Here is a 13,631-nt window from a genome sequence, read left to right as displayed (position 1 = left end):
AAAGACGCCGTCTTGTACTGACGTTTTTTAAAGCCCCAAAGTGAACATATACACATTCACATCCCCTCGTTTTATGTACAAGCATAGGTACAATTATCTGGTTTTTATTCATAAAAATAGGTGCAGATATGTATATTACGATTAGATTAGATGATATTACTCCGGACATGGATTGGAGTAAATTCAACACAATTAAAGAAATTTTGGACAAGCATCAAGTCAAGCCGCTTATTGGAGTAGTGCCTGATAATGGCGACAGTAAGCTTAAACTTAATGATTCTAGAGCTGATTTCTGGGAGTATGTAAAAGAACTGCAAGAAAATGGCTGGACTGTGGCAATGCACGGTTTAAATCACCTGTATACTACTAAAAAAGGCGGTCTTTTTCCGCTGAACATGAAATCTGAGTTTGCAGGTCTTGACTATGCTACTCAGGATTCAATGATCAAAAAGGGAAAAGAAATCCTTGAAAGCCACGGCATTCATACTGACATGTTCATGGCTCCATCCCATTCCTATGACAAAAACACCTTAAAAGCCCTTAAGGCTAACGGCTTTACCAAAGTAACCGATGGTTTTGGCAAAAAGCCTTATAAAAGAGCCGGAATAACCTTTTACCCAATATCCATGCAGAAGTCAAAGAGCATCAAAGACTCAAGTAACGGCATTACCACCTTCGTGTACCATGCTAACACCATGGAATGTAAAGATTTCCAATCTTTTGAAAAACTATTCGAAAAAGCTACAGTAGTTTCTTATTCTGACTTTTTTGAGTATAATATAAAAAGTCGGAATTTATTTAAAAATCTTAGCGAGTATTTACTTGCTAAAACCAAATACTTAATAGTTAGATATCGTAGGTAATATGATCAACTATTAAGTATAGTTAGCTGGAATTATTAGTAATCATAGTTTTCAGCTAGATAACACTTATATTAGATTAAACGTGTTTTGGAGATGAAAGGTCGATAACTTTCATACGATTGGGGTTTTTGTGTAAAACAATCTTGCGGCCCTTACTCCTGGTCGGCACTTAGCTTCTGTTTTTTAGAAGCTTATGTGCCGTTACCAAGGAGTACGGAGCGAAAGCGTGCCCAAGATGTTTTACACAAATCCCAATCTCTATCACAGAGTAGCCTCCTTTCATCCCAAAACACCTACGGGGAGCCAATATGGAAGAAGGATATGGACAGATAAGAGTGCTTCATGTTCTGGGGGGACTTGGAGTTGGCGGCGCGGAATGCCGTATAATTGATCTATATCGAAATATGGATAGAGACAAGATTCAGTTCGATTTTCTTGTGCACTATTCACCTGAAAAAACTGGAAAGAAAAGTCCGACTTCTGATGAACTCATGGCAGTTCGAGAGCCGGACTATTTTGATAATAGCGTAAAGAAATTGGGAGGAAGGATATTTTGCCTCCCTAAGTTCGTTGGAACCAATGTTGTGGAGTACAAAAGAGCTATTAAACAGTTCTTTAAGGAACATCCAAATGAATGGAAGGTAGTTCAGGGCCATATGACCAGTACAGCAGCTCTTTATCTTCCAATTGCCAAGAAGGCTGGTGTTCCAATCTGCATCGCTCATGCCAGAAGTGCTGGAGTTGATCAGGGCATTAAAGGAATAGCAACAAGATTTCTGAGAACTCCGCTTCACAAGGAAGGCATTACTGATTATAATTTCGCTTGTTCCAAGGAAGCCGGCATTTCAGTATTTGGAGATACATTAGTCAATGCTGGAAATGTGCGAATCATTCCTAATGCCATAGACCTTAGGCACTTTGCTTACAATGAAGAAAAGAGAAATGCCATAAGAGCAGAACTTGGTATCTCCAACGCTCTTGTTATAGGTCACGTTGGAAGCTTTAGATATGCCAAGAACCATGAGTTTCTTTTAGAAGTATTCGCAGCTCTTTGCAGAATGCTTGATAATGACGACAATAACAGATTCAGCATGCTTCACGGCATGAGAATACGTCTTTTGATGCTTGGTAAGGGACCTCTCATGGAGGAGATGAAAAAGAAAGCTGAATCATTACATATTTACGATAGATGTATATTTGCAGGCAATAAGAGTAATGCCAGCGATTACTATCAGGCCATGGACTATTTCTGCTTCCCTTCAAGATACGAAGGTCTTCCAGGAAGCGTAATAGAGGCCCAGGCTTCAGGGCTTCAGTGCCTTGTTTCTGATGCAGTCACTCCTGAAGTAGACGTTACAGAGCTTGTTTCTATGCGAAGCATTAAGTCAGAGCCTAGAGACTGGGCTAGAAAGATATTGGATGATCTCATGCTTCATGAGGACTACCATAGTGATCCGTTATCTGAAGAGATGAAGCTCAATCAGACTTTTACAGCAATTGCAGGAGAGCGCAGAGAGAGCGTGTTTGAGACAGAAGAAACTCCAGACTTTGACAGCCTTGATGAAGGAACGGGTTTTGAGAAATTAAATGTAGCTGATTCAAGTAAGCAGCCAAAGAAGTCAGAAGGCTTTTCTATTGGAGACAGACAGGGTTCTTCTGCTTATATTTTGAGTAAACTAAAGCATGCCGGATTTGACGTAAAGTCTCAGGCAAAGATGATGGCTTATTTTTATGAAAGAGGACATTTTTAATGAGTTCAGAAAAAAAGAATCTCCTTTTGATGGTACCAATGCTCCATCAGGGAGGCTTCGAAAGAGTTTGCATCAAGACTGCAAGACTCATGCAGGAATTTTATAACGTCCACATTTTGATATTCAGCTCCAAAGATATCAATTTTGATATCACAGGTCTGGATGTCATTGATATTGACGTGCCTGCACAAAAGGGAATAGTTAATAAAGTTATAAATGTCCTTAAAAGAGTCAAAAAGACCAAGAAGGTCAAAAAAAATCTTGGCATAGATATTTCTTACAGCTTTGGAAGTTCAGCCAATTACGTAAATGTTCTTTCTAAGGGAAAAGAAAAGGTGCTTACGGGACTTCGTTGCCAGACAGATATGGACAACAAGAAGAATGTCAGACTCTTTTGCAATAGATCAGATCAGGTTTTATCATGCTCCAAAGAAATTGTTAGAGAGCTTGAAAGAGACTATTCATATAACAGAAGCACCTATATCTACAATCCCCTTGATGTAAGTGATGTACAGGATAAAGGCGCTGAGGAGATAAAGGATTATCCATTTAATGAGCCGGATGTTAAAGTCATTTCCTGCATGGGAAGAAACGACTACATCAAAGGAATCTGGCACTTGGTGAAAGCTTTTTCTCTTGTTGAAAAGGCTCATCCGGAAGCAAGACTTATTGTTCTTGGAGCTGGTGATTGGTCAGACTATAGAGATATGGCTTGGAGCCTTGGAATCAAAGAAAAGGTGGCCTTTCCAGGAGTTAGAAAAAACCCGTTCCCATATGTGGCTAAGTCAGATGTATACGTTTGCAGCTCCAACCATGAAGGCTTTCCAAATGCAGTTCTGGAGGCAATGGCACTTAAAAAGCCTCTGATCTCTGCAGATTGTAAGACTGGACCTAGAGAGATCCTTTTAAACGAGGAACAGTACAACGCTCTGATAAAAGAAATTCCAAATGGTGACAGCATAACAAAGCCGATTGAAGGCGAATTTGGTATTCTTGTTCCTGATATGAGCGAAGAAGTAAATATGGATCCGGAAGATATTTCTGATGAAGAAAGAGTTCTTGCGGATCAGATCATAGCTCTTTTGGATAGTGATGAAAAGATGAAGCACTATTCAGAAAAAGCATACGAGAGAGCGCTTTTCTATACACCTGAAAAATATCAGGCAAGCGCTCATGAAATATTTAAAAGATATGAGTGATATTTTATGAAAACAATTGCTTTCCATTTAAACTGCCTGGTTCAGGGCGGCGCAGAGAGAGTAGTCACAAACCTTGCAAATAAGTTTGCAGAGGAGGGCTATAAGGTATACGTTGCGACTGAATGGTACGATGAAAATGAATACGAGCTTGACCAGAGAGTCACAAGAGTCCATGTAGGCCTCAAGGATACTGATGAAAAGAAAGGACGAGTTACTAAGTTCCTTTTACGAGTTAAGTATCTTAAAGAGTTCCTTAAGGAATACAGACCGGATGTGCTTGTTGCCTTTGCTCACCGGGCAAACTACAGAGCACTTATGGCCAATAAGGGATTTGGAATACCTACAGTAATTTCTATCAGAATCAATCCTATAGGTTTTTATGATTCCTTCTCGGATAAGATACAGATAAAATGGCTCTTTCCAAGGGCTGCAGGCTGTGTATTCCAGACTCAGCAACAAAGAGAGTTCTTTAAACCATATCTTCAGGAGAACTCAAGGATCATCATGAATCCATTAAATCCAAAGTTTATTGGAGTGCAGAGACCTGAAGTAAAAGAAAAGGTTGTGGTAAACCATGCAAGGATCGTAGATTTCAAAAATCATCCGATGCTGGTTGATGCCTTTGCTATAGTTCATGACAGGCATCCGGATTATGTGCTTAAGATCTACGGACCTGATTCTTTTGACGGAACAAGAGAAAAAGTAGAAAGAAAGATTGCAGAGCACCATTTAGAAAACTGCGTATTTCTCATGGGAAGCTGCAATGAGATAGATAAGGAAATACCTAAGGCAGAGGTTTATGCCTATAGTTCAGACTATGAAGGTTTTCCTAATTCCCTCTTGGAAGCTATGGCTATGGGAATGCCTGTAGTTTCTACAGACTGCCCTCCTGGCGGACCCAAGATGGTAATAAGAGATGGTGAAAATGGCTTCCTTGTACCTGTAGGTGACCATGAGGCTCTTGCAGACAGGATCTGCAAACTTATTGAAGATAAAGAGCTTGCAGAAAGATTTGGAAAAGAAGCATCAAAGGTTTCAGAGATTGCCAATGTTCAGACTGTATTTGAACAGTGGAGAGATTATCTGGAAGAAATAGTTAAAGATAAAAAGGATTGACCTAGATTATGTGCGGCATTTGCGGATATGTTTCTAAAAAGAGAATAACAGAAGACGAACTCCGGACTATGAACGACACCATGATACACAGAGGACCAGATGACAGTGGTGTTGAGCTTTATGACGGTACAAATGATTATGTGATAGGCTTTGCTCAGAGAAGACTTGCAATTCAGGATCTTTCTCCACTTGGTCATCAGCCTATGCATTCAGAAAATGGCAGAGTCTCTATCGTATTTAATGGTGAGATCTACAACTTCCTTGAACTCAAAAAGGAACTATCAGATTATACCTTTAGATCAAACTGCGATACCGAGGTCATCATCGCCTCCTACCTCAAGTGGGGAATAGATATGGTAGACCATATCCATGGAATGTTTGCCATTGCCCTTTATGACAGAGAGACAGATGAGATATTCCTTATCAGAGACAGGATCGGTAAAAAGCCACTCTTTTACTGGGTTGATGGCGAGAATATCGTATTTGGTTCAGAACTTAAGCCAATTATGAAGTGCCTAGGATTTAAACCTGAGATCAGAAAGCAGGTTATTTCAAGATATCTCTATCAGCAGTACATTGCTGCACCAGAGACTATCTTTACTGATGTATATAAGCTTGAAGCAGGCGGCATCCTTAGATTCCACCATGGTGAGATCACCAAGTGGAAGTATTGGGATGTCAAAAAGGTCTACGCTGAAAAGTCAAAGGATCAGATTGAAAGCTATGAAGAAGCTAAGGCAGGCCTTAAGGAGAGATTAAAGAAATCAGTTGCATCCAGGATGATCGCTGATGTTCCTCTTGGAACCTTCCTTTCAGGTGGATATGATTCTTCACTTATTACAGCTATTGCTCAGGAACATTCAGACAGACCAGTTAAGACCTTCTGTATAGGATTTGATGTTCCAAGTTACAATGAAGCTGAATATGCAAAAGAGATAGCAAAGCACCTTGGAACTGATCACACAGAGCTCTATATTACAGAAAAAGAGATGTTTGATCAGGTCAGCAGCATTGCTCAGTACTACGATGAGCCATTTGCTGATAACTCTGAGATTCCTTCTATGCTTGTAAGTAAGCTTGCCAGAAAAGATGTTACAGTAGCTCTTTCTGGTGACGGAGGAGATGAATTCTTTTGCGGTTACAACATTTATGACAATGTCAGAACAGCGCAGCTCTTAAATGCGCCAGGACATATGGTAAATTCAATTGGTAAGCTCCCACTTGGAAGCGGCAAGCTTATTGACAAGATGCCATTTAGAGTAAAGGTGGTAGCTGGAAACAGAGACCATGAGACCAAGACTCAGCTGGTATCAAGCGGATATATCACATCTGCTCACGCGTTTGTTTCAGGAGTTCCAGCTTTTGATACTCCCATGACAGCTATGGAATATTTGAAGACTGACTACAACGATCCTTCAAATCAGCAGCCGGTTCTCTATCCTATTGAGAGCCTGTACAACGTTAAGAATTATCAGATCAGAAGAATGCTTCTTGATATGGACACCTATCTTCCTGATGATATTTTAGTCAAGATGGATAGAGCTTCTATGAAGTATTCCCTTGAGAACAGGTGCCCTATCATGGATACAGAGGTTATGGAGTATTCCTTCAGGATCCCACATAGCTTCAAGTATCACAAAGGAGATAAAAAGCACATTCTCAAGGATCTTGCATATGACTATATTCCAAGGGAGCTTTTAGAAAGACCAAAGACTGGTTTTGGCGTTCCTATGGATAAGTGGCTTCGCGGACCATTAAAGGATCAGCTCCTTGATTATAGTAATGTAGATTACCTTAAGAAACAGGGCATATTTGATGCGGATTTTGTATCAAAGTATATAGATAACTATATTGTTAATGGAGATGCTGGCCCAGCTACTGGTGCAAACTACAGTAAGATTGCCTGGTCCTTCTACATCTTCCAGCAGTGGTATGAGAGGTATCTATGCATATAGCAATGTACATTGGCTCACTGAATAAAGGCGGCGCGGAAAGGGTTATGTGCAACCTGGCTGAGTATTTTTACAATGAAGGCCACAAGGTTACCATGGTCACCACATATCTTGCTGACGATGAGTACGAACTTCCTGATGGAACCTGGTACAAGGAAGCCAAGGAAGGCTGTAGCGAAATCGAGGTCCTTAATCCAGATGACAAAAAGAAAAAAGTCTGGATCAATAAGTCAGAAGATGGTATCGCCAGAGTGTTCTCAGCTCTGACATTAGAGAACAGAGGCGGAAGACTCGCTAACCTGCGCAACAGAGTTCAGATACTTGAAAATATCTGGAAACAGATACAGCCAGATATCATTCTATCTTTCCTTGGAAAGAATAATGTTATGGCCATCAAGAGCGCAAGATCACTGGGAATTCCGGTTGTGGTATCAGTGAGGTCTAATCCTTCAAGGGAGTATGCTTCCAAAATACTTAATATTTCTATGAGGCACTATTTTCCAAAGGCAGCAGGCGTTGTGGTTCAGACTACAGGTGCTGCGGAATATTTTGGAAGAAATGTTAAGACAAAGATACTTCCAAACTCAGTTCATCCGGACTTTATAACCAGGAGCATCATTCCTTTTGAGGACAGGGCAAAAGAGATCGTGTCGGTAGGAAGACTTGATGACAACAAGAATCAGATCCTTTTGATAAAAGCCTTTGCAGAGATTTCAAAAGAGTTTGATGATTATAGACTCGTTCTCTACGGCGATGGACCATCAAGAGCAAAGTTCGAAGAAAAAGCCAAAGAGCTTGGCCTTTTAGATAATGAAAAGGTGATCTTTAAAGGCAATGTCAGTGATGTGCCTGATCATATCGGCTCTTCAGAGATATTTGTGCTGACATCCAAGCAGGAAGGCTCGCCAAATGCCTTGATAGAGGCCATGGCTTTGGGACTTACCTGTATATCTACGGACTGTCCATGCGGCGGCCCTAGAGACCTTATTACTGATGGCGAGAATGGACTTTTGATCCCTATGGCATCAGATGAGGAGATGGTAAAAGAGCTTGCTAATGCTCTAAGGAGAGTCATTACAGATAGAGACTTTTCCAAGAAGCTATCTGAAAATGCAACATATGTTAGAGACAAGTACAGCCCTGACAAGATAAACAGTCAGTGGAAAGAATACTTTGAAGAAATACTTAAAAAGTAATTTGTAACTTAGAAAGGCAGTGTGAGAAGCAGTGCAATTTAATTCATATATCTTTATATTGTGTTTTCTGCCCATTACTCTGCTGGGATACTTTGGGCTACACCATTTTCAAAAAGAAAAGCTCGCTCAGGGCTTTCTTTTACTGATGAGCCTTTGGTTTTATGGGTACTTTAACATAGGATATCTTCCTATCATCTGCGCCAGCATACTTGTAAACTATGGCGCATACAGGTTCATGAACAAAAAAGGTATTCAGGAAGGCGCCAAAAAGCTTCTTCTGACGCTGGCTCTTTTGTTCAATGTGGGACTTATCTTTTATTTTAAGTACTTTGACTTTTTTATAGACAATATAAATCACGCATTCAATACAGATTTTATCCTGAGGAATATTACACTTCCTCTTGGAATCAGTTTTTTTACCTTCCAGCAGATCTCATTCATTGTGGATGCCTATAGAGGTGAGGCAGTAGGATATTCATTTATTGAATATGCGCTGTTTGTATCCTTCTTTCCTCAGCTGGTAGCAGGACCCATCGTACTTCATTCAGAACTTGTTCCACAGTTTAGAGATGAAGTAAGGCACCATGTGAATTTTGACAATCTTTCACAGGGAATCATGATGTTTGCAAGAGGTCTTGCCAAGAAGATACTTATAGCGGATACCTTTGGAGGAGCAGTTGATATAGCAATATCCAAAGCTTCTGAGATAGCAGTAGGAGAAGGCGCTCTTACAAGAGCTGAGATCATTATCCTGATGCTGTCTTACACATTCCAGATATACTTTGATTTTAGCGGATACAGCGATATGGCTACAGGCTTGGGACAGATGTTTAACCTCAAGATCCCAATGAATTTCAATTCACCTTACAAGGCTCTTTCTGTAGCAGATTTCTGGAAGCGCTGGCACATGACACTTACAAGGTTCCTTACGACCTACATCTACATTCCTCTTGGAGGAAACAGAAAAGGCAAGGCTAGAACCTATCTCAACACTATGATAGTTTTTCTTGTGAGCGGTATCTGGCATGGAGCCAACTGGACGTTTATTCTTTGGGGTATACTCCATGGATTAGCCCAGTGCTTTAATAAGCTCACTTCTGGAATCTACAAAAAGATATTTGGCGCTGCGAAAGGTATTACAGGAGCTTTTGGAAAAGTATTGTGTGGCCTTATAAAGGCTGTTCAGTGGATCGTAACCTTTGCCTTCCTTAATGTTACGTGGCTACTCTTTAGAGCAGACAGCGTGACAATGTGGGTTCAGATCCTTAAGAGACTTTTTGTATTAAACCTCGATGTAAGAGAGGATATCCTGGAAAACTTCAGGATTCCTAAGTTTAGATATGTGCTTCAGATACTTAGGCTTCCGGCAGATGACAATATGGCCCTTTGGGCAGGACTTGTCCTGATAATGCTGGCAGCACTGCTTATATGCCTTCTCTTTCCAAATAACTACGAGAGAACATATAAGAGAAATGTAGTAAGTTTAGTGTTTACCTGGGTGATATTAGTGATCTGCATTATTTCACTTAGCTCAGTTTCAACATTTTTGTATTTTAATTTCTAGTTTTACAGGATCAGATATGAGCGGAAAAAAGTGGTTTGCTTCAATAATCATAATGTGCCTTGCGGCGCTTTTAGTACTATCAGGATGTGTCTTTTGGACAGATCCTTTTTTCCATTACAGGAGTCCAAGAGATTATTTCTATTATGACCTTGAGGAACAGCGCTACCAAAACGACGGAATCACCAGACATTTTGATTATGACGCCATCATAACAGGCACTTCCATGTGCGAGAATTTCTCTGCTTCAGAATTTGACTCAGTATTTGGTACAAACTCAATTAAAGTCACATTTTCCGGGGCAACCTATAAAGAAATAGAAGAAAATCTAAAAGCCTCTTTTAACAGTGGACATTCACCCAAGTACATCCTTAGAGGTCTTGATTATTCACTGCTTGTAAGGGATAAGGATGAGCTTAGGCTTGATATGGGACAGTATCCGGACTACCTTACTAATAAGAATCCTTTTGATGATGTAAAATATCTTTTAAACAGAGATGCCATAGTAAACTACACGCTTCCAATCCTATTAAGATATTTAAAAGGGCAGGAAGGTGGACACACAAGCTTTGATTCCTACAGCTATACGGCAAACAGGAACACCTTTGACAGCGCAGTCGTGCTCAATGGACGAACAAGCTTTGCAGATCCAGTTACTATAAATGAGGCGACTGAAGATGAAACTAACATGCTCACAGGCAACATAGAATACAACGTCATCAGCATGGCCAAAGAGCATCCGGAGACCACATTCCTTTATTTCTTCCCGCCTTATTCCATGGATTATTTCGGGATCATAAGAGAAGAGGGGAATCTGTCAAAAGAGCTTGAGTATAAGAGACAAGCTATAGATATGATGCTTGAATACGACAACATTCACGTTTATAGTTTTACAATGGCAACAGATATAACTACAGACCTTGATAGATACAGAGATCCAGCTCATTATGATGAGGATGTGAATTCCTGGATCATCCAAAAAATCGGTGAATGCGAGGTTTCCGGCGAAGAGTCAGAGTACCGCATCACTAAGGATAATGTCGAAGAGTATTCTGCTAAAGAGAAAGAGCTCCTCGAAAACTTTGATTACAATTCGCTTATTGGCTAAAGGGGAATAATATGTGCGGAATCGCAGGCCTATGCGGCTACAATAGTAATGGTGAAAAGAATATACGAAGAATGAACGAACGCCTTATTCACAGAGGACCTGATGCAGGTGATATCTGGAATAGCCCAGGGGACCTGGTTTGGTTTGGACACAGGCGTCTTTCTATAAGAGATCTGTCCCAGAATGGATCTCAGCCCATGGTATCTAGAAGTGGTAAGTCAGTCATTGTCTACAATGGAGAGATCTACAACGCAGACAAGCTTGCAGATCTTCTTAAGGAAAAGGGCTATGTTACAAGCTTTAGAGGAACTTCTGATACAGAGGTTCTCTTAGAAGCGATCGAGCATCTTGGAATTACTGAGACACTTAAGTTTTGTAAGGGCATGTTTGCTCTTGCAGTTTATGATATGGAAACCCATGAAGTTTCTCTTGCAAGGGATAGGATTGGAGAGAAGCCTCTTTACTACGGCTTTGTAAATGGCAATTTTGTATTTGCCTCAGAAATATCAGCCATAAGAGCTATCGAGGGCTTCAAGAACCGTATTTTTGAAGAAGCACTTAATCTCTATTTTTGCCATGGCTATATTCCTGCGCCATATACTATTTACCAAGATATTTACAAGCTTGAGCCAGGAACTATATTAAAGGTGTCTGCGCCATTTTCATATTTCAGACCTGTTCATGAAGATGATGAGACAGGCGTTATTACTGGTGTTCAGAGATCTGGCGGTGAGCATAGCTTTGAAACCTACTACGATATCAGAGAAGTTGCCATAAATGGTCAAAAGAACCAGTTTAAGGGCACTGCAGAAGAGGCAGCAGACGAGCTGGAAAAGAGATTAAAAGAGTCCATCAGAGGACAGCTTGTTTCTGATGTGCCTATTGGCGCGTTCCTTTCAGCTGGAATTGATTCAAGTACTGTTGTTGCTCTGATGCAGGATGTGAGCCCTGAAAAGGTCAAGACCTTCACCATCGGTATGCAGGATCCAAAGTATAATGAGGCTGAGGCTGCAAAAGAGATAGCAGCGCACCTTGGAACAGAGCATACAGAGCTTTACATAACAGAGCAGGATGCCAAGGATGTTATTCCTAATATTCCTCATATGTTTGGCGAGCCTTTTGCTGATTCATCACAGATACCTACATATCTTGTAAGTAAGATGACAAGAGAGCATGTAACAGTTTCACTTTCCGGTGACGGCGGAGATGAGCTCTTTTGCGGATACAGGTCCTATGAATCAGTAGACAGAATCTGGAACAAGATGAAGGGTATTCCAGTTGGCCTTAGAAAAGGTGCTGGTAAGATGCTTGCTCATTCAAGAGCAGCTCATAGCGATGAGATCCTTAGGGATAAAGCACGTCTTTTACAGGCAAAGAGCCCTGAAGACCTGTATAGGATCCAGTACGAGATGGTTCCATTTGCCAAGGAGGTAGCAAAGAGCAAGATTATGCTGCCTTATAAATACAGCCTTTCAGAAAAAGACGTTCTGTCCGAAGTAAACCATGACATCATGCTGATGGACATGAAGATGTATCATCCTGATGACATTCTTGTTAAGGTGGACAGAGCAGGTATGGCTGTTTCACTTGAGAGTCGTATACCACTTCTTGATCCAGACGTGGTTGAATTTGCATGGAGTCTTCCAGTAAGTCTTTTACGTGATAAAAAGACAGGCGAGGGCAAGCAGGTCCTTAGAAATGTGCTCTATCGCCATGTTCCAAAGGAGCTTATGGATAGACCAAAGAAGGGCTTCTCAATTCCTATCGGAAGCTGGCTAAAGACTTCTGAACTCAAAGATTGGGCTGAGGATCTGATAGCAGAGGATAAGCTTAAAAGAGAAGGATATTTAAATCCGGAAGTAGTACATAAGATCTGGAATAACTTTATGAGTGAAGACGGAACCTATCAGCCACTGATATGGTACATACTCATGTTTGAGCAGTGGCTAGATTATGGTATAATATAATGACGTTTTGTTCACTTTTCATAATGGAGGAATTATGATAATCATTCAGCTTAAAGGCGGACTTGGCAATCAGATGTTTCAGTACGCTTTATATAAGAGTCTTAAGAAGCTTGGCAAAGAGGTCAAGATAGACGATACAACAGGATTTGTTAATGACAAGCTTAGGGTTCCTGTTCTAGACAGGTGGGGAGCTACATACGATAAAGCTACCGATGAGGAGATCATCGCCCTTACTGATTCCAAGATGGATATATTCAGCAGGATCAGAAGAAAGCTCACAGGTAGAAAGACTTTCAGGATCGACGAGGAATCTGGTAAGTTCAACCCAGAGATACTGGAAAAAGATGACGCTTACCTTGTTGGCTATTGGCAGAGTGACAAGTACTTTGAAAATGATGAAGTAATCGCAGAACTTAGAAAAATTTTTGAGAAGAGACCACAGGATCTTATGAATGACACCACAAGCTGGACAATCCTTCAGCAGATCGAATGCTGTCAGTCAGTAAGTCTCCATGTGCGCAGAACAGATTATATTGATGAAGAGCATGCAAGTATTCATAATCTTTGTAGCGAAAAGTATTACAAAAATGCTATTGACTATGTTAGAAGTAAGCATTCAGATGCTGTATTCTTCATCTTTACTGATGACAAAGAGTGGTGTAAGGAACACTTTATTGGGCCAAACTTCGTAGTAGTCGAACTTGAAGAGGGTACAAAGACTGACATTGCTGAGATGACTCTTATGAGTAGATGCAAGCATCACATCCTTGCAAACAGCTCATTTAGCTGGTGGGCAGCATGGCTCAATGATTCACCTGAAAAACTCGTTATTGTTCCAGAGAAGTGGATCAACAACCGTGATATGGATGATATCTACACCAAGCGCATGACTAAGATGGCTATTTGAGTAAAAGGTGT

The 13,631-nt window shown here is 40.6% G+C and carries 10 protein-coding genes; all 10 read left to right on the top strand.

What is annotated here, in order from left to right:
• Positions 1 to 128: 128 nt before the first annotated feature.
• The 10 genes from BUA02_RS03840 to BUA02_RS03795 all read left to right on the top strand — a co-directional run bounded on the left by BUA02_RS03840 (position 129) and on the right by BUA02_RS03795 (position 13,620).
• Positions 129 to 863 carry a DUF2334 domain-containing protein gene (locus BUA02_RS03840; protein ID WP_072701094.1) on the top strand — a complete coding sequence of 245 codons (735 nt, stop codon included), beginning with the start codon at positions 129 to 131 and terminating at the stop codon, positions 861 to 863.
• A gap of 308 nt (positions 864 to 1,171) precedes the next feature.
• Positions 1,172 to 2,614, top strand: a complete 1,443-nt coding sequence (locus BUA02_RS03835; RefSeq protein WP_072701092.1) for a glycosyltransferase — start codon at positions 1,172 to 1,174, stop codon at positions 2,612 to 2,614.
• Positions 2,614 to 3,813, top strand: a complete 1,200-nt coding sequence (locus tag BUA02_RS03830; protein WP_072701090.1) for a glycosyltransferase — start codon at positions 2,614 to 2,616, stop codon at positions 3,811 to 3,813. Before BUA02_RS03835 ends, BUA02_RS03830 begins: the two co-directional genes overlap by 1 nt.
• A gap of 6 nt (positions 3,814 to 3,819) precedes the next feature.
• Positions 3,820 to 4,929, top strand: a complete 1,110-nt coding sequence (locus BUA02_RS03825; protein WP_072701088.1) for a glycosyltransferase family 4 protein — start codon at positions 3,820 to 3,822, stop codon at positions 4,927 to 4,929.
• Between the two features lie 8 nt (positions 4,930 to 4,937).
• On the top strand, positions 4,938 to 6,884 hold the full coding sequence (gene asnB, locus BUA02_RS03820) for an asparagine synthase (glutamine-hydrolyzing) (RefSeq protein ID WP_072701086.1): 1,947 nt from the start codon (positions 4,938 to 4,940) through the stop codon (positions 6,882 to 6,884).
• Positions 6,875 to 8,077, top strand: coding sequence for a glycosyltransferase (locus BUA02_RS03815; RefSeq protein WP_072701084.1), 1,203 nt, complete (start codon positions 6,875 to 6,877; stop codon positions 8,075 to 8,077). Before asnB (BUA02_RS03820) ends, BUA02_RS03815 begins: the two co-directional genes overlap by 10 nt.
• 145 nt (positions 8,078 to 8,222) lie before the next feature.
• Positions 8,223 to 9,641: an MBOAT family O-acyltransferase gene (locus BUA02_RS03810; protein WP_242946467.1), complete on the top strand. Its 1,419-nt coding sequence runs from the start codon at positions 8,223 to 8,225 to the stop codon at positions 9,639 to 9,641.
• A gap of 16 nt (positions 9,642 to 9,657) precedes the next feature.
• Complete coding sequence (locus BUA02_RS03805) at positions 9,658 to 10,746, top strand: hypothetical protein (protein WP_072701080.1); 1,089 nt, start codon at positions 9,658 to 9,660, stop codon at positions 10,744 to 10,746.
• 11 nt (positions 10,747 to 10,757) lie between these two features.
• Positions 10,758 to 12,713 carry an asparagine synthase (glutamine-hydrolyzing) gene (asnB, locus tag BUA02_RS03800; RefSeq protein ID WP_072701078.1) on the top strand — a complete coding sequence of 652 codons (1,956 nt, stop codon included), beginning with the start codon at positions 10,758 to 10,760 and terminating at the stop codon, positions 12,711 to 12,713.
• A gap of 34 nt (positions 12,714 to 12,747) precedes the next feature.
• Positions 12,748 to 13,620, top strand: a complete 873-nt coding sequence (locus BUA02_RS03795) for an alpha-1,2-fucosyltransferase (protein ID WP_072701076.1) — start codon at positions 12,748 to 12,750, stop codon at positions 13,618 to 13,620.
• Positions 13,621 to 13,631: the final 11 nt, after the last annotated feature.

It is taken from the genome of Butyrivibrio hungatei DSM 14810, from assembly GCF_900143205.1.
Classification (GTDB): Bacteria; Bacillota; Clostridia; order Lachnospirales; family Lachnospiraceae; genus Butyrivibrio; species Butyrivibrio hungatei.
The sequence above is the reverse complement of the archived record's forward strand: the minus strand, read 5'-3'. Positions and strand labels throughout refer to the sequence as shown.

What these genes read in the sequence shown, in the direction of transcription:
- BUA02_RS03840 (WP_072701094.1), top strand. Translation starts at nt 129, where the DNA reads ATGTATATTACGATTAGATTAGATGATATTACTCCGGACATGGATTGG.
- BUA02_RS03835 (WP_072701092.1), top strand. Translation starts at nt 1,172, where the DNA reads ATGGAAGAAGGATATGGACAGATAAGAGTGCTTCATGTTCTGGGGGGA.
- BUA02_RS03830 (WP_072701090.1), top strand. Translation starts at nt 2,614, where the DNA reads ATGAGTTCAGAAAAAAAGAATCTCCTTTTGATGGTACCAATGCTCCAT.
- BUA02_RS03825 (WP_072701088.1), top strand. Translation starts at nt 3,820, where the DNA reads ATGAAAACAATTGCTTTCCATTTAAACTGCCTGGTTCAGGGCGGCGCA.
- asnB (WP_072701086.1), top strand. Translation starts at nt 4,938, where the DNA reads ATGTGCGGCATTTGCGGATATGTTTCTAAAAAGAGAATAACAGAAGAC.
- BUA02_RS03815 (WP_072701084.1), top strand. Translation starts at nt 6,875, where the DNA reads ATGCATATAGCAATGTACATTGGCTCACTGAATAAAGGCGGCGCGGAA.
- BUA02_RS03810 (WP_242946467.1), top strand. Translation starts at nt 8,223, where the DNA reads ATGAGCCTTTGGTTTTATGGGTACTTTAACATAGGATATCTTCCTATC.
- BUA02_RS03805 (WP_072701080.1), top strand. Translation starts at nt 9,658, where the DNA reads ATGAGCGGAAAAAAGTGGTTTGCTTCAATAATCATAATGTGCCTTGCG.
- asnB (WP_072701078.1), top strand. Translation starts at nt 10,758, where the DNA reads ATGTGCGGAATCGCAGGCCTATGCGGCTACAATAGTAATGGTGAAAAG.
- BUA02_RS03795 (WP_072701076.1), top strand. Translation starts at nt 12,748, where the DNA reads ATGATAATCATTCAGCTTAAAGGCGGACTTGGCAATCAGATGTTTCAG.